At 62.7% G+C, this 21,173-nt stretch carries 21 protein-coding genes; 3 read left to right on the top strand and 18 right to left on the bottom strand.

Features of this window, described 5'->3' with window-relative positions; genetic code table 11:
• Window positions 1–785: 785 nt before the first annotated feature.
• Entirely contained in the window at window positions 786–1,796 is a 1,011-nt protein-coding gene (locus tag ABGT83_RS04140) for an NADP-dependent oxidoreductase (RefSeq protein WP_346686088.1), read from the top strand.
• A gap of 262 nt (window positions 1,797–2,058) precedes the next feature.
• Here ABGT83_RS04140 and mdh read toward each other — a convergent pair whose 3' ends face one another.
• Both mdh and ABGT83_RS04130 read right to left on the bottom strand, forming a co-directional pair.
• A complete protein-coding gene (mdh, locus tag ABGT83_RS04135) occupies window positions 2,059–2,982 on the bottom strand; it encodes a malate dehydrogenase (protein ID WP_346686086.1) in 924 nt (307 codons plus the stop codon).
• Between the two features lie 178 nt (window positions 2,983–3,160).
• Entirely contained in the window at window positions 3,161–5,719 is a 2,559-nt protein-coding gene (locus ABGT83_RS04130; protein WP_346686084.1) for a DNA topoisomerase I, read from the bottom strand.
• 580 nt (window positions 5,720–6,299) lie between these two features.
• On the opposite strand from ABGT83_RS04130, the gene ABGT83_RS04125 reads away from it, so the two are divergent.
• Window positions 6,300–6,764, top strand: coding sequence for a hypothetical protein (locus ABGT83_RS04125; RefSeq protein ID WP_346686083.1), 465 nt, complete (start codon window positions 6,300–6,302; stop codon window positions 6,762–6,764).
• A gap of 50 nt (window positions 6,765–6,814) precedes the next feature.
• Here ABGT83_RS04125 and ABGT83_RS04120 read toward each other — a convergent pair whose 3' ends face one another.
• The 8 genes from ABGT83_RS04120 to thyX form a co-directional block, all read right to left on the bottom strand.
• On the bottom strand, window positions 6,815–7,477 hold the full coding sequence (locus tag ABGT83_RS04120) for an amino acid ABC transporter permease (RefSeq protein WP_103265638.1): 663 nt from the start codon (window positions 7,475–7,477) through the stop codon (window positions 6,815–6,817).
• A complete protein-coding gene (locus ABGT83_RS04115; RefSeq protein ID WP_103265639.1) occupies window positions 7,474–9,147 on the bottom strand; it encodes an amino acid ABC transporter permease in 1,674 nt (557 codons plus the stop codon). The genes ABGT83_RS04120 and ABGT83_RS04115 overlap by 4 nt, the downstream gene beginning before the upstream one ends.
• Window positions 9,140–10,006, bottom strand: coding sequence for a transporter substrate-binding domain-containing protein (locus ABGT83_RS04110; protein WP_346686081.1), 867 nt, complete (start codon window positions 10,004–10,006; stop codon window positions 9,140–9,142). The genes ABGT83_RS04115 and ABGT83_RS04110 overlap by 8 nt, the downstream gene beginning before the upstream one ends.
• A gap of 8 nt (window positions 10,007–10,014) precedes the next feature.
• Window positions 10,015–10,746, bottom strand: coding sequence for an amino acid ABC transporter ATP-binding protein (locus ABGT83_RS04105; RefSeq protein WP_346686079.1), 732 nt, complete (start codon window positions 10,744–10,746; stop codon window positions 10,015–10,017).
• A gap of 141 nt (window positions 10,747–10,887) precedes the next feature.
• Window positions 10,888–12,060, bottom strand: coding sequence for an ABC transporter permease (locus ABGT83_RS04100; protein ID WP_346686078.1), 1,173 nt, complete (start codon window positions 12,058–12,060; stop codon window positions 10,888–10,890).
• Window positions 12,057–12,833 carry an ABC transporter ATP-binding protein gene (locus ABGT83_RS04095; RefSeq protein ID WP_346686077.1) on the bottom strand — a complete coding sequence of 259 codons (777 nt, stop codon included), beginning with the start codon at window positions 12,831–12,833 and terminating at the stop codon, window positions 12,057–12,059. The genes ABGT83_RS04100 and ABGT83_RS04095 overlap by 4 nt, the downstream gene beginning before the upstream one ends.
• 74 nt (window positions 12,834–12,907) lie before the next feature.
• The gene (locus tag ABGT83_RS04090; protein ID WP_103265642.1) at window positions 12,908–14,344 is read right to left on the bottom strand and encodes a DUF1385 domain-containing protein; all 1,437 of its coding nucleotides are present in this window, start codon (window positions 14,342–14,344) and stop codon (window positions 12,908–12,910) included.
• Window positions 14,341–15,027 (bottom strand): FAD-dependent thymidylate synthase, encoded by a 687-nt coding sequence (gene thyX, locus ABGT83_RS04085; RefSeq protein ID WP_346686075.1) that lies wholly within the window; start codon window positions 15,025–15,027, stop codon window positions 14,341–14,343. Before thyX ends, ABGT83_RS04090 begins: the two co-directional genes overlap by 4 nt.
• A gap of 150 nt (window positions 15,028–15,177) precedes the next feature.
• On the opposite strand from thyX, the gene ABGT83_RS04080 reads away from it, so the two are divergent.
• On the top strand, window positions 15,178–16,065 hold the full coding sequence (locus tag ABGT83_RS04080) for a class I SAM-dependent methyltransferase (protein WP_103265644.1): 888 nt from the start codon (window positions 15,178–15,180) through the stop codon (window positions 16,063–16,065).
• Between the two features lie 131 nt (window positions 16,066–16,196).
• Here ABGT83_RS04080 and ABGT83_RS04075 read toward each other — a convergent pair whose 3' ends face one another.
• From ABGT83_RS04075 to ABGT83_RS04040, 8 genes are all read right to left on the bottom strand, one after another.
• Complete coding sequence (locus ABGT83_RS04075) at window positions 16,197–16,877, bottom strand: flavin reductase (RefSeq protein ID WP_346686073.1); 681 nt, start codon at window positions 16,875–16,877, stop codon at window positions 16,197–16,199.
• 332 nt (window positions 16,878–17,209) lie between these two features.
• Entirely contained in the window at window positions 17,210–17,701 is a 492-nt protein-coding gene (rpmE, locus tag ABGT83_RS04070; protein ID WP_103265646.1) for a 50S ribosomal protein L31, read from the bottom strand.
• Between the two features lie 185 nt (window positions 17,702–17,886).
• On the bottom strand, window positions 17,887–18,792 hold the full coding sequence (gene rhaD / locus ABGT83_RS04065) for a rhamnulose-1-phosphate aldolase (protein ID WP_103265647.1): 906 nt from the start codon (window positions 18,790–18,792) through the stop codon (window positions 17,887–17,889).
• Between the two features lie 82 nt (window positions 18,793–18,874).
• Window positions 18,875–19,255 carry a desulfoferrodoxin family protein gene (locus tag ABGT83_RS04060; RefSeq protein WP_103265648.1) on the bottom strand — a complete coding sequence of 127 codons (381 nt, stop codon included), beginning with the start codon at window positions 19,253–19,255 and terminating at the stop codon, window positions 18,875–18,877.
• Between the two features lie 42 nt (window positions 19,256–19,297).
• Window positions 19,298–20,131 carry a prolipoprotein diacylglyceryl transferase gene (gene lgt / locus ABGT83_RS04055; RefSeq protein ID WP_346686071.1) on the bottom strand — a complete coding sequence of 278 codons (834 nt, stop codon included), beginning with the start codon at window positions 20,129–20,131 and terminating at the stop codon, window positions 19,298–19,300.
• A gap of 56 nt (window positions 20,132–20,187) precedes the next feature.
• Entirely contained in the window at window positions 20,188–20,406 is a 219-nt protein-coding gene (locus tag ABGT83_RS04050) for a UDP-N-acetylmuramoylalanyl-D-glutamate--2,6-diaminopimelate ligase (RefSeq protein WP_103265650.1), read from the bottom strand.
• A gap of 103 nt (window positions 20,407–20,509) precedes the next feature.
• On the bottom strand, window positions 20,510–20,800 hold the full coding sequence (locus tag ABGT83_RS04045) for a hypothetical protein (RefSeq protein WP_103265651.1): 291 nt from the start codon (window positions 20,798–20,800) through the stop codon (window positions 20,510–20,512).
• 32 nt (window positions 20,801–20,832) lie between these two features.
• The gene (locus tag ABGT83_RS04040; RefSeq protein ID WP_103265652.1) at window positions 20,833–21,069 is read right to left on the bottom strand and encodes a NifU family protein; all 237 of its coding nucleotides are present in this window, start codon (window positions 21,067–21,069) and stop codon (window positions 20,833–20,835) included.
• Between the last annotated feature and the right edge of the window lie 104 nt (window positions 21,070–21,173).

The raw sequence follows: 21,173 nt of genomic DNA, 5'->3' as shown, positions 1-21,173 counted from the left end.
CTTAACTATAGACGTTCTTTCGTCGCCACCGCCCCACGCGAAAACACACGGGCGCTTATTTCATCTCAAAGGAGAATGTAATGGTTGTTGACGCCTTCGAAGCGGGATAGCAGGATGCATGGCTTGACGAGAGGCGCATTGCCGAGCCGCGCGACACACATTGCAGCCGTCTATGGAGAATGGATCGGAATCAACAAATATATAGGCACCGAGAAGATAAGCGAACTCACCATACCCAAAGCGAGCATGGCTTATCCGAGATGCTTGAGGATGGATACTATCATAAGACGATGACTAAAAGCTTCATGCTTATTTCGGCAGGCATGGGTGTCGGCCGTGCCTACCTGAGTGGCCGCGTAGCCGCCAAACACGTCTGCGGCGTGACCAACTAGCGCACCCCGTTACCCTCCCTCCCTGGAAAGCGCGCGGATTTCTCGGGGTTCGCGCGCTTTTTTACTGCCTGGGGATCGACCGCAGTCCCCAGCAAAATGTGTTTCCTGTAATGGGGCAACAAGGATTTGCTCCAACCGCACCAGCAGGGTCAAGCTGAAAAGCAACCGCGCCGAGCCCGCCGAAACCCAAAACTCACAACACTTCCGCCACGCTTTTCCGCGACGTCGCAAAACCCGCCTGTCCGAGCGCAAGGGCTGCATAAGAACGCGTCGTTGCCGCACCCATACGAACACCTGACTCTCTCAAAACAGAGTAAACTCACCGCACACGACCCGTCCTCTTGCTCCCTACCATGATCCTCGCAAGCATCTGAATCGAGCGAGGAGGACCCCATGACCACCATGATGAAGGCAATGGGCATATCCCGTTACCACCAGAAGCAGCTGGAGGAGTTCATGCTGCCCATCCCCGCCATCGCGCCCGACGAGGTGCTGGTGAAGGTGCATGCCGCCAGCGTGAACCCCGTGGACTTCAAAATCCGCGACGGCGTGCTCAAGCTGCTTATTAACTACCGCATGCCGCTCGTACTGGGCTTCGACTTCGCAGGGACGGTTGCGAAGGCAGGCTCGCAGGTGACGCAGTTCAAGGTGGGCGATGAGGTATACGGCCTGCCGCGCCGCACCATGGTGGGCACGTTCGCCCAGTTCTTCGCCGTGAAGGCCGCCGACATCGCGCTCAAGCCGAAGAACCTCGATTTCGAGCAGGCGGCCTCCGTCCCGCTCGTGGGCCTGACCACCTACCAGGCGTTCAACGAGCTCATGGGCCTGCGATCCGGCGAGAGCATCCTCATCCAGGCAGGCGCGGGCGGCATCGGCACCTTCGCCATCCAGCTGGCCAAGATCATGGGCGCCTACGTGGCAACCACGGCGAGCGAGAAGGGCCGGGCGCTGGTGGAGCGGCTAGGTGCAGACGAGGTCATCGACTACCGGACCACCGACTTCTGGAAGGTGCTCCACGGTTACGACTGCCTTTACGACGTGTTCGGCGGCAAGAGCCTGGACGAGGGGTTCAAAATCCTGCGGCGCGGCGGGCGCGTCGTGTCGCTGAACGGCACGCCCAACGCACGCTTCGGCAAGACGCAGCGCCTGGGCTTCTGGAAGACCGAGGCCCTGCGCGTGGCGTCGCTTCCCCTCACCCTGCGCGAGAAACGCTACGACGTGACGTACAACATGATCTTCGTGCGGCCTGACGCCCGCCAGCTCGCCATCCTGGCGGGACTCTACGAGGAGGGGCGCCTCGTGCCCGTCGTGGACAAGGTGTTCCCCCTGGCCGAGGCGCAAGCAGCGCTCGACTACTCGCAGTCCGGCCGCGCCAAGGGCAAGATCGTGCTGAAGGTGGAATAGCGACAAGGGCTGGCACGATTGCCATGCAAGGCATCGTCTTGAGCAAGCAAAGCAGGCCGAAGAATTCTCCCAACTTCGGCAACCATACCATCTCCGCCCGAAACGATCATGAGTAGGGAAGCGTTCCTTGCTTCACCGCACAATCGCCGGGGAGGCGCAGAGCCGTTCGGGAGTACATCACGGCGGGACGGCCCAGTAGGAAGCATATCTGCAGTGGGTAATCCGAAGATCGCCCACTGCATTTCCATCTGAAGAAAAGCGTTTACTCCGGCAGGTTCGCGAGCCCCGCGCGGACGCTGTCGGCGCTGGCGCGCAGCGCCGCGAGCTCCTCGTCGTCGAGGTCGAACTCCACGACCTCCTCGACGCCGCCGCGGCCCAAGCGCACGGGCACGTTCATGTAAAGGTCGTCGATGCCGTACTGGCCGTCGATGTGCGCGCATACGCTCATGACCTCGTGCGAGTCGGTGAGGATGGCTTCCACCATCTTCGCGATGGACGCGCCGGGAGCGTAGTAGGCGCTGCCGGTCTTGAGGAAGGCCACCACTTCGGCGCCGCCCTTCACGCAGCGCTGCACCACGCTGGCCACCGCCGCCTCGTCCATGAGCTCGGTGATGGGCGTGCCGTCCACCGTGGTGAAGCGCGGCCAGCACACCATGCCCTCGCCGTGCGCGCCCACGGCCCAGGCCGTCACGGACGCCGGCGCGCAGCCCAGCTCTTCGCACACCGCGAACGCGAGGCGCGAGGAATCGAGCACGCCGCCCATGCCCATGAGGCGCTCCGCCGGCAGGCCCGACTGCCGGTACGCCAGCGTGGTCATGACGTCGAGCGGGTTCGTCACGCAGATGAACACGGCGTTCGGGGACGCCTCCATGGCGGCTCCGATCACCGACTTCATGATGCCGGCATTCACGCCGAGCAGGTCCTCGCGGGTCATGCCGGGCTTACGGGCGATGCCGGCGGTGATAACCACCACGTCGGAGTCGCGCGTGTCGGCGTAGTCGTTGGTGCCGGTCACGTGCACCGTGAACTGCTCGACGCTGCGCATGTGCATCATGTCGAGCGCCTTACCCTGGGGCAGGCCCTCGGCCACGTCGATGAGCACGACGTCAGCCAGGTTCTTGGACGCGATGATGTGGGCGGCGGTGGCACCGACGTTGCCGGCGCCGACGATGGTTACCTTGGGCATGTGATAGTTCTCCTTCGAAGTCAGGTTCTGCGACCCGCATTGTAGCGCCCCGCGTTTCCATCGGCAGCCGGAAGCCGCGCATCTCCAGCGAAACGGCACGTCATGGCAGGCTGCGCACATGAAGAAACGGCGCAGCCGCAGGGCTGCGCCGTCGAAAGCGAAACGCATGAGCGCGACGCTAGACTTTCTTCGCCGCGGGCTTCTTTACGGGGGCCTTCTTGGAGGCCGGCTTCTTCGCGGGGACCTTTTTCGCCGCGGGCTTCTTGGCGGCCGGTTTCCGCGCGGCAGCCTTCCCGCCCTTGGCGTCCTTGTCCTCGTCCTGTTCCTTGCCGGGGCAGTCGAAGTTGGGGCAGAGCTTCCACGGACCGCGCGCGGTGGTCACGACCACCAGGGGCGCGCCGCAGTGCTCACACACCTCGCCTGTGGCCGCCAGCGCACCGTACTGGGGCAGCGGGTAGCCCGTGCCGCATTCGTCGTAGTTCTCGCAGCGGATGAAGCGCTTCAGGGTACGCGGGTTCTTCTGCGCGATGAGCTTGGCCGTCTTGCCGTTGGCCTTGCAGGCGGCGCACTCGCCCACCTCCACGTCGGGCTCCTGGTTGGTGGCGCAGTTCGGGTCGATGCAGATGGTGCGCGGCTTGCTCCTGAACGCCGTCACCTTCACCTGCGGCATGCCGCAGGTGGGGCACGGCTCGGGCACGGCCTCCACCTTGCCCTTGGGCAGCGGGTAGGTGACGTCGCAGTCAGGCCAGCCGGCGCAGCCGATGAACATGCCGCGCGTCTTCTGGCTCGCGCGTAGCTGCAGGTCCTTCCCGCACTTGGGACACGGGCCCACGTAGGCGTCGGCGGCCACGGCGTCGGCGAGCGCGTCCTTCACCTCCTCGGAGTGCGGCAGGAGGCTGGCCAGCTGGTCGGCCAGAAGGTCGCGGCTCGTGTCCACCACCTTCACGCGCGTGGTGCGGCCCTCGGCGATGTTGTCCATCTCCTCTTCCAGCTCGGCCGTCATCTCGGGATGCGTGATGTGCGGCGCGAACTTGTCGAGCGCGTCGCACACGGCCATGCCCAGCTGCGAGGGCTCGATGGGGTCGTTCACGATGTACTTCACCGCGTAGAGGCGCTCGATGATGGAGTGGCGCGTGGACTTCGTGCCCAGGCCCAGCTTCTCCATCTCCTGGATGAGCTTGCCCTGGCTGTAGCGCGCGGGCGGCTCGGTCTGCTTCTTCGTGCAGGTGGCGCCGTTGAACGCGATCGTCTCGCCCTCCGCGAGCGCGGGCAGCTGCTCGTCTTTCTTCAGGCCGTAGGGGTAGATGGCGCGGAAGCCCGGACGCACCAGCACGTCGCCCTTGGCCACGAACGGCTCGCCGTTCACGTCGAGCGACACCTTCGTGCCCTCGACGACGGCCGCCTCGGAGAGCGTGGCCAGGAAGCGCCGCGCGATGAGGTTGTACAGCTTGTAGTCGGCCGGCGCGAGGTCGTCGGGCGTGGCCTTGGCCGTGGGGTAGATGGGCGGGTGGTCCGTCGTCTCCTTCTTGCCGCGCGTGGCCTTGAGCTCGCCCTTCGCCAGCAGCTCCTTGCAGTACGGCGCGTAGGCGGGGTTGCCGGAGATGGCCTTCACCGTGTCGGCGAGGTCGAGCGAGCTCGGGTACACGGTGTTGTCCACGCGGGGGTAGGAGATGTAGCCGTCCATGTAGAGGCTCTCGGCGATGCGCATGGTGCGCGCGGGCGAGAGGCCTTCGGCGGACGCGGCGGCCATGAGCGAGGTCGTGTTGAACGGCGCAGGCGGCTGCACCGTGCGCTTCTTCTTCTCGACGCCCGACACGCGGGCGGTGGTGGCGCCCTCCACGTGCGCCATGACGGCGCGCGCCTCGGCCTCCACCTTGAAGCGAGCCGTGGCGTGCGGGGCCTCGAACGCGTCCGGATCGGCGCCGAACGCGCCGCGGATCACCCAGTAGTCCTCGGGCACGAACGCCAGGCGCTCGCGCTCCTTCGCCACGATGAGGGCGAGCGTGGGCGTCTGCACGCGGCCCGACGAGCGCACGTTGCCGTAGCCGGCGAACTTCACTAGCGTCAGGTAGCGCGTGAGCACCGCACCCCAGATGAGGTCGATGTCCTGGCGCGACGCGCCGGCGGACGCCAGGTTCACGTCCAGCTCCACCAGGTTGTCGAACGCGTGCGTGATCTCCTCTTTCGTGAACGCCGAGTACCGCGCGCGCTGCACGGGCGCGTCGGGGTTCACTTCCTGGATGCAGGAGAGCGCGTCGCTTCCGATGAGCTCGCCCTCGCGGTCGAAGTCGGTGGCGATGATGATGGAGTCCGCCTTCTTCGCCAGGTTCTTCAGCGAGCGGATGATCTCCTTCTCCTTGGGGAGCTTCTTGATGGGCGCATACACCAGGTACGGCAGCGCGTCCATCTTCCAGGTCTTGAGCTCCACGCCGTCCTCGGTGAAGGGCTTCTTCTTTTTAAAGGGGGGCTTGGGCAGCGTCGCGGGCAGCTGCGCCGGGAAGGTCTCGCCTTCCTCCGTGACGCCCTGCCAGCCGCCGCGCTTCTTGTACACCATGGTCGGGGTGAAGTCGGGCTCCAGGATGTGGCCGCGCAGGCCGATGGTCACCCACTCCTCGCCATCCACGTCGAAGCGGTACACCGGCGTGGAATACACCTTGTCCGCCTTGGGTTTCTTGACGCCGAGCAAGTCGGCGATCTTCTGAGCCGCGTCGTTCTTCTCGGTTACCACCAGCTTCACGCGGTTCCTCCTCTTCTTCCGGCCGCCTCCCGCGGCCTGATCGCGTTCACACGATGCCCCATTCGTTTATTAACGTGTGCGGGGATTATCGCCTTTCGCGAATGCGGACCGCGAACGGCCGCGCACCCGCCTACGGGCACAGCAGACGCTAGCATACACGATTTTGCATGGAAGCGGCAAAGTTTATGGCTGTTGGTACATGTTGATGCGAATAGGGCCGCATCGCCGAACCCGAGAGGCACGCAACCGCTAGCGGCGGTGATACGCATCGAGCAAGCGCCGCGGCAAGCTGCTAATCGCACGAGAAAGGCCCACGTCGCATGCGGAATGCCACGCCAAGGCGGCGGCGAGCGCCCAGCGGCGGCACAAAGCGGAGGGCGCAGGAGTTCAGAAGATCGGATGGGGATTTCGTCCTCGCTCTTTGAAGATGGCGCGGGCGTTTCGTGAATCGCAGGATTCTCGGGTAGGCTGTTTTGCACGGGCCGGCCGCCGAACCGTCGAACAGTCGTCTTCAAACCGTTTCATCAACGCACCACCGGCGGCGCCCTGCGAAGGAATTGATTCAAAAGGATAGACGCCTATGAAGAAGGTCCTTTTCACACTTGTCGGACTTGTAGCCGTTGCAGCGATCGGCGCCATCATCGTGTTCGCGACGGCAAGCGACGAGTCGAGCCCCTTGAACGGCGCGGCATCCGAAGCGAAAGCCGCTGCCGCAAACGCAGCAATCGATGCGGCCGGACTGAAAGGCAAGGTGAAAGACGCGCTTTCCTCGCGTGTCGACGACATCGCAGCCGCCACCGGGCTCTCCTCGTCTCAGGTAGAGTCGGCGATCGACAACCTCGCCATCGACGACTGGACGGCTATCGCACTGCCCGCCGGTGCCATTGCGACCGGAACCTTCGATGGCTCCGCCGCCGGCGTCGATGGAGCCATCACGACCTACGAAGACCCTGGTTACGTGACCGTCGAAGCCTACGGGCAGAACGTCACGCTCGAAGTGCCGGCAAGCGCCCAGGAGTATCTTTCGCTTCTCGCCTCGCAGTAAACCCCGTTCGCCGCTCGCGTCCCCGTGGTTTTAAAACCGTTCGAACACGCCTACGCGCCGTGAGCCTCCTTGAGCCGACGCTGGTAGGCACGCACAACCTGCGAGAGAGCGAAGCACACGACGAAATAGATCAGCGCCATGATTCCGAAGATGGCGAAGATCTGCGCAGTCGAGTTGTAGCTGTTCATGAGTATCATGCCGCGTCCCATGAGCTCCTGCAGCGCCATGGCGCCCCAGAGATAGCTCGTGTCCTTGATGGTGGTGACGAACTGGGAAAGCAGCGCGGGTACCATGTTGCGCAGCGCCTGGGGCAAGATGATCAGCAGGTACGTCTGCACGGTGGAGAATCCCTGCGACTTCGCAGCCTCGTACTGGCCGAACGGCACGCTCGCCAGACCGCCGCGCACGATCTCGGCCACGCTCGCGCTGGTGAACAGCGTGAACGCCAACACGGCCGCACCGATCGGCGGCAGCTGCGCCACGAAGAACGTGAACATGATCCACAGGAGCAGCGGGGTGTTCTTGAATATCTCGATGTAGACCGTGGCCACACCACGCAGCACGCGGCTGTTCGACGTGCGCATGATGGAGATGACGGTACCCAATACGATCGAGCACACGATGGCAAGGGCAGAAATGAACAGGGTCATTCCTAGGCCCTGCAGAAGAAAGCGGATGTTCACCCAGGTGAAAAGCTCGAGTATCCCGTTCATCGGCCCTCCTCCTTTCCATCGAGATGCCCATGCGCGGTTTCATCGGCAATTCGCTTCGCCGTATCGGCCTCGTCTTCCAGAACCTCTTCCTCGCTCGGCTCAGGTCGAGGTCCACCGACATCCTCAAGGCGGTCGGCCTGCAGCTTCTCGCGGAGATCGGCGCGGCGTACCTCGCTCTCGGACTCGGCGTCGAAATCGCCCTCGTCATGCGCGGCGCGCTCATGCGCGATACGCTCGGCCGGCGCGTCCAATTCTCCGGGAACGTAGTCGTTATCAAGGAACGCTTCTTCGTCCAACAACGCCTCCGCCCGGGCCTCGGTTCGGCGATCATCCGCTTCCGGCGAGCGCCCATGGTTGCGACCGGCATCCACGGCCTTCCGGGCCGCATCATCTCGGGCCGCCTCGTCGGCGCGACGGCGCGTCTTCGCGGTAATACGATCGCTCGTCGCGGTCTCAGCGCGCGAAGCCAGGGCCTCGTCCGCTTCCGGCGTGCGCTTCGCGTCCAAATCGCGCACGCCTTCAGCTGCGGCATGGCGCGTCGCCGGTTGCGCAGCGCCGTCTTCTGCCGCATCCCGCGCGTCGCCTTCCAATCCTCGCCGTGCCGCAGCGCGGCGCTCAAGCCGGCGATGTGCCTTCACGCGTCCCGACTTCGTGTGCATAATCCGCGTAGCGCACGCAGGATCATCGCCGCAATCATCGGCGATCTCCTGGGCTATCTCGCGGCCTATCTCGTCAGCTATCTCAGCCGCCTGACGACCGGTGAACGCCTGTTCCATCGGCCCGCGCCCGCCTGCGGCTTCGGCGTCCTCGCCCAGTACGTGCAGCGGATGTCGTGGCGAAGGCGCCACGCGAGCCGGGGCTATATCCACCGTCTCCAGCATGGTGTTCACACCGCCTGCCAGGGTATCGGCCGCGGCTCGTCCGGTGATATCATGCGTGCCCGGCGTCACTTCCAGAGCATCCTCGCCCAGCTCTTCGGTGGCATCGCCCGTGGCTAGATGGCGATGCGAGCGCGTGCGCTGCTCCAGGTAGAGCGCAAGGCGCGACAGTGGAAAGCACATGATGAAGTACAGCAGCGCAGCCACCACGTACACCGGTCCGTAATAGCTGGTCGATCCTGCGAAGGAGTTCGAGAAGTACATAAGCTCGCCGCCCGCGATGAGCGCGAGCACCGAGGTGTTCTTCACCAGGTTCGCGGCCTGCACGGCCAGAGGGGGCATGATAATGCGAACAGCCTGAGGCAGAATGATCAGGAACATCGACTGCCAGTAGCTGAAGCCCTGGCTCTTGGCAGCCTCGAACTGCCCCCGATGGATGGAGCCTATGCCACTTCGCACGACCTCGGAGATATAGCCGCCGTGATAGATCCCGATGGCGAACACGCCGATCCAAAACGCCGCGATGGACAAGCCGAGCAGCGGGAAGATGGCGTAGAACACGAACACCTGCAGAAGCAACGGCACATTCTGCACCACTTCCACATACACCCGGGTGATGCCGCGCAACACGGGGATTCGCGACACGCTCAGCACGCCGAACACGACGCCGAGCGCAAGGGCAATGACCAGCGCGAGCACCGAGATACCTACCGTCGTGCCGAACGCCGCCAAGATGTCGGGCCAACGCTGAAAGAGCGCCTCCCACTTGTAGGGAGCGAAGATGTCAAGCATGCTGCGACCCGCCTTCCTGCGATGCCGCGCCACCTGAAACCGCATGCTCGGTCGAGGCGGAATCGCCTGCGGGAGCGTCGTCCACAAGGCCCCAGCGCTCCTCGAATCCGCGCAGCGTGCCATCGTCCTGCATGGCAGCGATGGCGGCGTCTATCCGATCGGCCAACGCGGTGTTCGACTTTTTCGTGGCCACGCCGTATTCCTGCGGTGCGAACTGCGTGTCCAACAGCATGGTCGAGCCGTCCACGTACCCGTTCAGGATCGAGCGATCCACCGAGAATGCATTTACACGACCGGTGACGAGCGCGATCTTGATCTCGGGATACGTTGAGTATTCGGCGAAATTCATATGGATGCCGAGCTCATCGCCTGCAGCGGCCAGCTTCTCGCGCGTTGTTGCCGAGAGCGCCACGCCCACCGTCTTGCCGTCGAGGTCGCGCAAATCGGTGATACCGGAGGACTTCTTCACGAGCACGCCGATGTGGTCGGTATAGTACGGGCGCGAGAAGTTGTAGCTCTTCTTGCGCGCCTCGGTGATGGTGAACGTGGCCAGCGTCGCATCGAGCGTGCCGTTGTCGAGCATCGCGCCGCGCGTGGTGACGTTCACGCCGGTCACCTGCAGCGCGTCGGGGCTGCCCTTGATGCGCTTCGCCAGCTCGCGCGCAATGTCGACTTCCATGCCCTCGATGTTGCCCGTTTCGGGATTCTGGAAGCCGAAACCGGGCACGTCGATCTTCGTCCCGACGCGCAGCACGTCTGTGTCGGCGGCGCAACCGGCGAGGGCGCCCGTCGCCCCGCCGATCGCAAGCGTCACCGCGGCCAGCGCCGACGTGCGGATAAACGTCCTTCTCGTGATCATGCGTCGCCTCACAGTATCTTCGACAGGAAGCTCTTGACGCGAGCGTTGTCGGTTTCGTCGAACAGGTAGTGCGGAGTGCCCTGATCGACCACCAAGCCGTTCTCCATGAATACGACCTTGTCTGCCGCCTCGCGAGCCAGGCCCATCTCATGGGTGACCATGACGATGGTCATGTTCGTTTCGGCCAGCGACTTGATGACATCGAGCACTTCCTGCACCATTTCGGGATCGAGCGCGCTCGTCGGCTCGTCGAGCAGCATGATCTTGGGATGCATGTTGAGGGCGCGGGCGATGGCCACGCGCTGCTGCTGGCCGCCGGAGAGCTGATCGGGGTACTTGTCCACCTTGTCGGAAAGCCCCACGCGCTCGAGATAGGCGCGTCCATCGCGCTCTGCCTGTTCATGAGGTACCTTGAGCACTTTTATGGGCGCAAGCGTCACGTTCTCCAGCACGGTCTTGTGCGGGTAGAGGTTGTAGCTTTGGAATACCATAGCCACGTCGCGCGCGAGTGCGCGGGCGTTCACCTTGCGATCGGACAAGTCCATGCCGTCAACCACGACGGTTCCCCGATCCGGCGTCTCGAGTCCGTTAACGCAGCGGATGAGCACGCTTTTGCCCGAGCCCGAAGGGCCGATGACGACCACCTTCTCGCCCTCTTCCACCTTGAGCGACACGCCCTTGAGCGCCTCAACGGCGCCGAAGTTCTTGTAGATGTCAGTAACCGTGATCGCGTCTGTCACGCCGCAACCCTCCCGTTCTTCGATGACGAAGTGCATCGGCCAGTCTAGCACGCGCCTCGTAGAACCAGATGGCAGGGGGGTTACGGAAGCTTGACGATAGCGAAAGCGGCCATGTAGGAAGCGAAAGCGGCCGAGGAGATCCTACCGCGAGAACATCAGACGCTCGCTATCGAACATGCGCTGCAACAAGGCAACGCCCACGGCAGTGTATGCGATGTTGCTCGCCACGCAGACAGCCACGTTAGCCGGCTGGAAATCGAATGAGAAGATGCCGATCATGCTCTGCACCGAGTTGTACAAAGGTATGGCGTAGAAGGCGATCCCTTCTTGCGCTTCGCCGAACATGCCCAGAATGCCCACGATCATGACCACAATCATGAGCGGCGTCAAGAACATGGTGGCTTCTTTCACCGATTTCGCCAGCGTGGACACGACCGTAATCAACATGACCATGAGCAGCGTCGTCGAAAAAATGACGAGCGCGATCAGCAGATAATCGGTCGGGCCGTACACGTTCATATCGACCGCGCCCTGCATGATGCTCGGCAGTCCCGCGAAGATGCCAAGCATGCTCGAGAGCGCGATCAGCAAGCCGATAACGGTGATGGCCAGCACTTTGCCCAATGCGATATCTCGGCGCTTGATAGGGGTGGCCAGAAGCGTCGCCATGGTTCCGCGCTCCTTCTCGCCCGCGACCGATTCAGCCGCGATGGACATAACGCTTGTGAACACGAGAATAAGCAGCAGAAGAGGCACGATGGAGACGACGAACGTGCCGGCGATATCGCGTTCCTCAGCAATATCGTATTCGCCTGCGCCTGCGTTCACGTCGAAGCGATTCGACAGCGACGACTCGTATGAGTCCAGCAACGAGGAGAGCATCGCGAACGCTTGGCTCGAATCGGGATTGGCGGAGTTGAAGTAAATCTCCACCTGAGGAGCCGCCGCGCCCGAGGCCGGATCGTAGGCCGCCACCGCCTCGTCGAAGTCCTGAGGGAACACGGCGTACGCCTGCACGTCCCCCCGATCAATACGCTCGCGCATCTCGCCTTCGCTCGGCAGCGACGCCTCATCTTCCACCTTGACGACCGAATCCGATGCAATCGCTTTCACGCTCTCGGGCGCGTTCACTGTAGCCACCACGGGCGTCTTGCCCATATCGGGTGCGAACATACTGCCCATCGCGTCGCCCATGAACGTCCACATGAAGAAGATCAGCAGGCCCGGCAGCGCGATGGACACAAACGCCGACGTCTTGTTGCTGAAGAATCGCGCAAGCTCCTTGCGCGTAATCGTTATAACATTGCCCTTCATGAGGCCTCACCCACCGTCTGCGCATACAAGTCGAAGAATGCATCCTCGAGCGAACACTCCCCTGCCACTTCGGAAAGCGTGCCGCAAGCAACCATACGTCCGTCAATGACAACGCCCACTCGATCGCACACTTTCTCAACCAGGCTGAAGATATGGGTGGACAGCAGCACCGTTCTGCCCTCCGCCGCAAGCTCGAGCAGAAAATCGGTCACGGTCCTCGCCGTGAGCACGTCGAGGCCATTCGTAGGCTCATCGAATATGATGACGCGCGGATCATGCGCCACCGACACGGCCAACGACGTTTTCTGCTTCATGCCGGTGGACAGATCGGCCACCTTCGTCTGGGCGAAGCGGTCGATGCCGAAACGCTCGAACAGCACACGCTTGCGCTCGTCGCGAACAGTGGGCTCGATATGATGCAGCTCGGAGAAGAAATCGAAGAGATAGTCGGGTGAGAACACATCCTCCAGCTTGAGCTCGCTTGTCAGAAAGCCAATGCGTGCGCGCACGGACGCAGGATCGGACACGATGGACGCACCCCCCACGAACGCGTCGCCTTCATCGGGCTTAATGAGGGCTGCCAGCATGCGCAAGGTCGTCGTTTTCCCGGCGCCATTCGGTCCAAGCAAGCCGAATATCTCTCCGGGCGCCACGTCGAACGAAAGCCCGTCGACTGCGGTCTTCACCCGTACATTAGCTCGCTCAATCTTTCGCTGTTTCGCCGAGAGCTTGAACGTCTTGCGCAGCTCTCTCACGGAAATAGCTGGCTCCATATGCCCGCCTCTCTCGATTGACCCCATGGGCCGTAAGCACGAATACCGCCGAGGAGCGCGCGCTCCTCGCCCGGTTAGGCCGTCGCCGGCGCAGCCTCTTCGGATTCGTCGGATGCGCCGGAGGATACCGTCGCCTCGGCCTCCTCACGGGCGAGCACGCGCTGCATAGCCGCGATGGCGCATTCGATCATGCCGTCGTCGGGTTCGTTGGTGGTCAGGTACTGCATCTGCATGCCCGGCCATAGCACCACCTTCACAAGCGGATTGTCCGGATGGCTGCCAGCCCACTTCACGGTTATCTCGTAGGAGACGCCTGCGATAACCGGCATGAGCAGAATGCGCACGACGATAACGAGCGCGAGCTTCGGTGCGCCGTCCGGCACGCCCCACGCTTCGATAAGGGCGTTCAACGGCGTCACCGTGTATACGAAGATCGCGATGATCATGACCATGATGAGAAACGCCGTTCCACAGCGCACGTGCAGCCGCGGGAAGCTGCGCGCGTTCTCGGGCGTAAGCGGGAGACCGTGCTCGTAGCAATGGATGGCCTTATGCTCCGCTCCGTGGTAGCCGAACATTCGCTTGATATCCGCCATGCGCCCGATGAGCCAAAGATAGAGCACGAACACGGCTACGCGCAACAAACCGTCGACGATATTCCAGAGCACCGTATTCGAATCGTATTCGCCCACGACGAGGTTCGTGAGGAACGCCGGCGCCACGATGAACAACACGACGCCCAGCACAAGCCCCATCACCATGGACGCCACCATGGCGCCTCTCCCGAATTCGACCTCTTCGTCGAGGAACGACTTCTTAGCGGGCTCGGGATCCTCCACCACCTCAAGCGTCCGCTGTGCCCCGAGTGCATCGATCATGGTATCCGGTCGCCCGAAGTCATCCTTCCACGAAAAGCCCTTCCCCTCTTCGGCAAGAGAGCCGCTCACACGCCCCTCGGCGCGAACCTCTTCGTGCGAGCGAGGCTGTTCGAATGGCTGGTCGATACCTGCCCCCTCAGCGGACTCGCCGATCGCAGACGCGTCGGCGTCGTCCGACTCTTCCGCAAACGCATGCTCGGCCGCAATCTCCAGCGCTTTGAAGCCCAGCACGAGCGACTCTACGAGAGCCCGGCAGCCTCGCACTCCCGGCCAGTACATCCACGTATTCTTCTTACGTCCCGAAGCCAGATCATGCTCTTCCACATACACAGATCCTGACGGTTCGCGCACCGCCACCGACCAATTGTAGGTGCCGCGCATCATGATGCCCTCGATGAGCGCTTGACCGCCTACGTGGGTCTTGAGCGCGCCGTCTTCGGAAAACGCGCGGGCGAGATCGCTTTTCTGCTGCTCGCCCGATGAAGACGCCGCGTCAACCTGAGAGCAACCGGAGGCTTGGGCCGTCGCAGCTGCGACAGACGGCGTTCCCTTGTCGCAGGACACCTCCGCTTGTACCGCCTCCGTCGTCTCGCGAGTTGCAGCAGCGGTAGAAGCCGATCCCCAGCCGCTCATGCCTGCTCCCTTATCACGCGCGGATACGGGTTTCCGCATGTCATCGAGCCCTCGGGGCACGTGCTGCCGACACATGGCGCGCCCGCATCCATGAAGATGTACGGCGCCGTAGGCTTCGCCAATTCAAGCATGCGATGAGCCATATCGCGAATCTCCCATTGCGCGCGGTTGCAGCAGCGCAGGGAGAAGAAGTGCAGAAGCTCGCGTACGTTCATCGTGATGACGATCTTCGTCTCTGCCGCGTTCGGCAACAGATAACGCGCATCCTCGGCGGGAACCCCGGCGGCCAGCAGCTTCTCATACGCCTCGATAGCGACTGCGATAGCCTCATCGAACACCGCGCCGGCATCCTCGTTTGCTGCAATGCTTGCAGGCTTTACCGTAGCCAGGCCATCCGCGAATTTCACGTAGCGCTGGCTTTGCTGGTTGAAGCTGGCGATGCGATGGCGCACGAGCTGGTGCGTCAGCGCACGCGACACCCCGTCGACCGCGAAGGTGTAGCTAGCATGCTCGAGCGTCGAGAAATGCCCGCTGCCCATGATGGTCGAGAGCACGCTTCTCACCCGTTGCTCGGACATGGTCTCCATCAGCTCGGAGGCTCCCACGGGCGCATAGCACAAACGCGCCGCCGTAGCGATGGCGCGCTCAGGATCAGGTGTGTGGTACAGCAGTTCGACTTGCATGGAATCCGATGCTCCTCTATCGATACTATCGCGCGGAGTCCTCTCTCGGTGCACGCCGCGCCGTCGTCGGTTACTATGGTACCCGAAACCGAGGGTTGGAAAGCACGCGAGCGGCCGACCCTCAACGACCCTTCACGCGAAAGGCATGCCATGCCCGAGAACGCTGCGCCGCAATCGGCCGAACGCGACTGGAACGAGGAATGGAAGCGGCTCCAACAGCATCGTCGGCGCCCCGACGATGCCGCGTATTGGGACAAGCGAGCACGTACATTCTCCACGAAGGACGCGCCGAACACCTATGTCAAGCGGTTCCTGGAGCTGGCAGCCATCCGCCCCGGCGAGACGGTGCTCGACATGGGCTGCGGCACCGGAGCGCTCGCCGTCCCGCTCGGCGAGGCCGGCTGCCGAGTGATGGCGGCGGACTTCTCGCAGGGAATGCTCGACGTCATGACCGGCGAACTTGCCGCGCGCGGCATAGACTCCGTCGAGCCCAAGCTTCTCAGCTGGGGCGACGATTGGGCGGCGGCCGGCATCCCTGAAGATTCCGTCGATGTCGCTATCGCTTCGCGCTCCCTTGCCGTCGATGATCTGCGCGAGGCACTCCTGCGGCTTACCAAAATAGCCCGCAGACGCGTATGCATCACGCTGTCCACTGGCTCCTCGCCACGTACCGATGAGCGCATCCTGCACGCCATCGGGCTTCGTCCTTTTCTTGGCAACGATCACGTCTTCGCGTTCAATATCCTGTCTGGCGAAGGGTTCCGCCCCGAGGTGGCCTACATCGACAGCGAGAAAAAAGACACCTTCGATAATTTCGATGAGGCGTTCGAAGCCCTCGCGCGCATGGCCAACGACGCCACGAATGCAACGGCCGAGGAGCGCCGTACGGCGCTCGCACGCTTGCGCGCATGGCTGGACGCAAACCTCGTCGAAAACGAGCGCGCCGGCGAGCCCGATAAGAAGGGCGTGCCCGAGAAACGCTTGCGTCTGCGCGAAACGCGCACTTTCACCTGGGCATTTCTCGCCTGGAACGCATAGCAGAAAAGAATCGGGTCAGCAAGAAGCGCCCTGTGTCGACATTCCACCCACCATGCAGCCGCGCTCGGCTTACACCAAGGAGATCATGCATCGACACGCGGCGCTTCAAGTGACCGGCGTATTTCGACGTGTCAGGAGAGTTCGATCTTCTCGAACATGTCCTTGCCCACGCCGCACACCGGACAGACGAAGTCGTCGGGCAGCTCGTCGACGTACTCGATATGACCGCATACCGTGCAACGCCACGCGAACTTCGGAGTTGCGGCCTCCGGCCCGCCCTTCGATGCGGACGCCGTCTGTAAGTCGTCGGGCAAAAAGCTCGAAGCCTTCGGCGGGGTCTTGCCGCCTTTAACCTGATGGTAGTAGGCGTAGGTCATGGGATCGCCCGAACATGTCCGCTCGGCTTCCTCCACTTCGCCGACGAACATGATGTGCGTCCCCACATCGAGCGTCTGCACCACGCGCGCCGAGAATCGGGCGACGCACTGTTCGGCGACATAGGGCACACCCGCTGCGTCCTCAGCAGCCTCCCACTCGGCGAACTTGTCACGATCATCGCTACAATGGAATCCGAACGTTCCGATGAGCTCCATTGCGGCGTCCTGCGAAAGGCATGAAGCCGTGAAACGACCGGCTTCCTGCACGACACGAGTCGTGGCGTTCTCCTTGTTCAACGTCACGCTCACCTGCAACGGCGACGATGTCACCTGCTGAAATGTGTTCGCCACGCATGCCGCTCGCGTCTCGCCCGCCCTCGAGGCGATAATATAGAGTCCGTAGCTCAAACTGTGGAACGCGGTCTGATCGATCATGGCGGCGCCTTTCCTCGTCTCGTCTTCTCCAAAATAATGATAATCATTATCAATAAGGAAAGCAAGCATCTGCACAAATCACCTGGTAGAGCGGAACCGCCCACAAACCTGCGAATCGCCGGCCGAATGGAAGCAACCGCTCGCGCATGATCGGGCGTCACGGCAATTCGGACATCACCGGTCGAACGGCACCAGCTTGCGCGCAACTCGCCAAAACGACGCACCGGGGCAAGAATCGCCCTCCGGGTGATGCAAAGCGTGCGCCGCATTTGCGCACAAAAAAACGCCCGGCGCGACAGCCGGGCGTTTTTTGCAGCGAAGTATCGTGTGGACTACTCGGCAGCCTGCTCCTCAGCAGGAGCTTCGGCAGACGGAGTCTCCTCGACGAGAGCGTCGACGGCAGCCACATCCTCGGCAGACGCCTCGGTGCCAGCCTCTTCGGCAGCAGCCTTGCGCTCGGCCGCCTTCTTGGCCTCGGCTTCAGCCTTCTTGGCAAACTCCTCGGCGCGCTTGGCCTTCTCAGCGGCCTTCGCCTCGCGCTCGGCCTTGCGCTTCGCCTCGGCCTCGGCGACCGCGGCGGCCTTCGCAGCCTTCTTCGCCGCCTCGCGCTCGGCCACCGTCTCCTTCGCGCTGCCGAACTTGTCAGCGAAGCGCTGGACGCGTCCACCGGTGTCGACGAAGCGCTGCTGGCCCGTGTAGAACGGATGGCACACGTTGCAGATGTCGATCTTCAGCTCGGGCTTCGTCGACTTGGTGGTGAAGGTGTTGCCGCAGCTGCACTTCACCGTGCATTCCATGTACTCCGGATGAATTCCCTGTTTCATGATGTAGTTCTCCTTTTCGAGCCTTGGTTTCCGACCAAGGCGAAGACAAGCTTTCACATGATAGCATACGCACAAAGTAGTTGATCGGGAATTTTGAAAAACGCACGCGAAGCGCTCGGGCGGCGCCAACGCCCCCCCCCGGCAGGCTCCGTGGGCTCGGCGTCTCCGGACTCCGACAGTGGGCCCTAATCCAGAAACGCCTCGTTCACCGGCAGTCCATAGGCCTCAGCGATGGCACGCAGCCCGCCATCGGGTATGGCGTTCGGAAATGCGCCGTTACCGCCATTCATGGCACGGGCGCCCGCGTATATGCCCGCCGCTTTCTCGATGGCATGCATGAGACCGAACGCGGCATCAAAGCTCGCCCCCGACGCGAAGACACCGTGATGAGCCCACACGCATGCCTCGTACCGGCTCATCCGGTCGGCAGCGGCGCGAGCAACGTCGGCCCCTCCCGGTACCGTCCACGGCACCACGCCGATACCCTGTGGAAACGCAACCATGCTTTCGGAGAACGACGTCCACAGCGCCCGCGTGAACGTGCGGTCATCGAGAGGCAGCACCTGCGTGAGCGCAACAATGTTCGTAGGATGGGCATGGTAGAGCGCCCTACTCGCACCGTTCGTGGCCGACATGCGGACGGACTGGATGGAAAAGTGGCTTGGAAACTCGCTCGTGGGCACAGCCCCGTCCTTGAAGCCCCATACGATGCGCCAAGCGTCGCCTACGGCGTTGATCTCCACAATACCCGTCGTCGCGTCCGGATCGAGCGGCACGTTGCGCACATGCGCACCAGCCGCCGTCACCATGAAAAACTCGCCGCCCAGATTCTCGCATCGAATGCCGATGGGAACCCACGAGCTGGGATTGTCGTAGAAAAACGATCGGCACGATGCCAGATCCTCGGGGGCCAGACGATACGATAGATTCCCGCCGTTGCGCTCATGCCACCCCTGAAGCCAGCCATCGCTGCAAAGGCGGACGAACGCCTTTGCGAACGCCTGCTGCTCCACAGCCACGCCCGACACAGCACCTTTCGCCACCGAGACGCCCTTATCCAGCACTTCCTGAGCGTTGTCGAAAAATCCCATTCAAGCTCCTGACCTCGTAAAAAACGATGTCCGTCCGAAGCGCTTCGGACGGACATCCATCATACCACGGGAGTGCGGTTTCCTAGAGCCGTACTGACCACAGTCCATGCAGGTTGCAGTACTCGTACACCTTGACCGGCGCATCGCCCTCGGCCACGCGGAAATCCGCGACGGGAGCTCCATCGACAGCCAGCTGGGCCGTCTGGTATCCCTTCTCCGTGACCAGGCACACGAAAGCGATGTGATGCTCCGGCAGCATCGGGTGCTCAACCTCGCCCACTTGCACATGCACATCCGCACCGTTCACGGTAACGGCGGGCACATGCTTCTCGGTTGCGGCATCGACGGTATTCGCTTGAAGCTCCGCCATCGTTTCGCCACAGCACACGAGCGGCACGCCGGCATCGTAGGGCTTGACAGCAACGTTGCCGCAATGGCTGCAGCGGTAGAATCGGACGTCCATGGGAGATCCCCCTTCATCGTTCGTGATCGTATACCTTATATGTTACTCTGTATGTACCATATCGGATAGACCCTGCTGCGGCTTCTTCATTACAAGCGCATAAACAAGTACGCCTATGCCCACGAGTATAAGCGGAACCGATAGCAGCTGCCCCATGGTGAGCCAGCCCCCCCACAAGTAGCCCAGCTGGACGTCGGGTTCGCGCACGAACTCCATGATAAAGCGGAAGCATCCGTACATGATGAGGAACAAACCGAGGAACGTACCGCGCGACCGTGGCGGTCGGGCGCGGGAGAGCAGGTAGAGCACCGCGAACAAGACGATGCCCTCGAGGAACGCCTCGTAGAGCTGCGAAGGATGGCGTGGCATCATGCCGGCCGCACCGCCGAACACCACTCCCCAAGGTGCGTCGGTAGGCGCGCCCCACAGCTCTCCATTGATGAAGTTCGCGCAGCGTCCGAACAACAAGCCGAGCGGCGCACCGATACAGCCTAGATCCGCCAGCGTCAGATACGGGATGCCTGTCAATTTCGCCGCCACGATGCCGGCCAGAAGCGCGCCGACGAGCCCGCCGTGAAAGCTCATGCCCCCGTGGTTGAACGCGAGAATCTCAAGCGGGTTTTGAAGGTACATGCCGTTGCCGTAGAACAGCACGTATCCCAACCGCCCGCCCACGATCACGCCGATAATGACGCAGAACATGATGGTGAGCAGCGAATCTACATCTACGCGCACACGCCAGCGACGCGCTACGCGCCAGATGACGAGCGCTGCGCAGACGAATCCCAGCACGTAGGCCAATCCGTACCAGCGCACGGTAAACGGACCCGCCGAAAACAGAACGGGGTCGATGTTCTGATAGATGTCATTGAGCATGAGAATCCTTCATCTTGCCGCTCGTCGGCTCCATTACGGTCGACGGTACGACGTGGTCAGTCCCTGCCCATTCCGGCGCCCACCTCGATGGCGGCAAAACGCACCTCGTCGCACAACTGCTGCGGTATGGGCCGAATATCCGATACCGCAGCTCCGCAGTGGGGGCAGCGCAGGGTGAACAGGGCGAGGTCTTCACGAACGACCATCATGGCCTCGTAGCAGCACAGATCCAAGTCGGCCGCTTTGCAGGCAGGGCAGATCATGTTCCGACTCATCTCTCCACGCTCCTCTCCCACCGTCGATCTTTCTTCGTCCTTCATTGTAGCAGAACGAAACGGGCGGCTCCCCTCGGGGAAGCCGCCCGTCCAGCATTATAGGCTACAGCAAGAACCTGTTCGGATTGCCCGGCCTTGAACCGTCATCATCACGCTCCCCCACACGGGGGCCTTCCTTCAAGAAGTGCTCGCAGAACCGGCATACGTCTTTCACGGCGGCGCCGTAGTCCCGATCAGGGTTCAGCAGCAGATCGAAATCGCCGGTCACGACATGCGTCGAGCGCATGCATGCAGCAAAATGGCAATCGGCGGGACAGGGCTCGCCGGGCGTGTTGTGCGGACAGCGCGACATCATCTCATCGTCGCAGCCGCGCCGCTCCCAGCAGTGCGCCATATCCGCCTCCTTTCTGTTACGTCAGACGCGATTTAGACGCCTTGCGCAGGGATGACCTTGGTCACGCCTGGCACGCGCTCCTTGAGGATGCGCTCAACACCGTTGGCCAGCGTCATCTGCGACATCGGGCAGCCCTTGCAGGCGCCTTGCAGCTCCACCGACACCACGCCGTCCGCATCGACATCGACGAGCTTCACGTCGCCGCCGTCGGCCTGCAGGCTCGGGCGGATCAGCTCGAGGACGGCCGCAACATCGTTCTTGTCAACCATGGGAAAGCTCCTTCGTCTCACGCTTACGGTAGGTGCCGATTCTACCACAGCGCGCCAAGGACGGAGGGTGCGCGCAGCGAGCGGCGCGCGGCAGACACCGACCG

It is taken from the genome of Enteroscipio rubneri, assembly GCF_963929405.1.
GTDB classification, from domain to species: domain Bacteria; phylum Actinomycetota; class Coriobacteriia; order Coriobacteriales; family Eggerthellaceae; genus Enteroscipio; species Enteroscipio rubneri.
The sequence above is the reverse complement of the archived record's forward strand: the minus strand, read 5'-3'. Positions and strand labels throughout refer to the sequence as shown.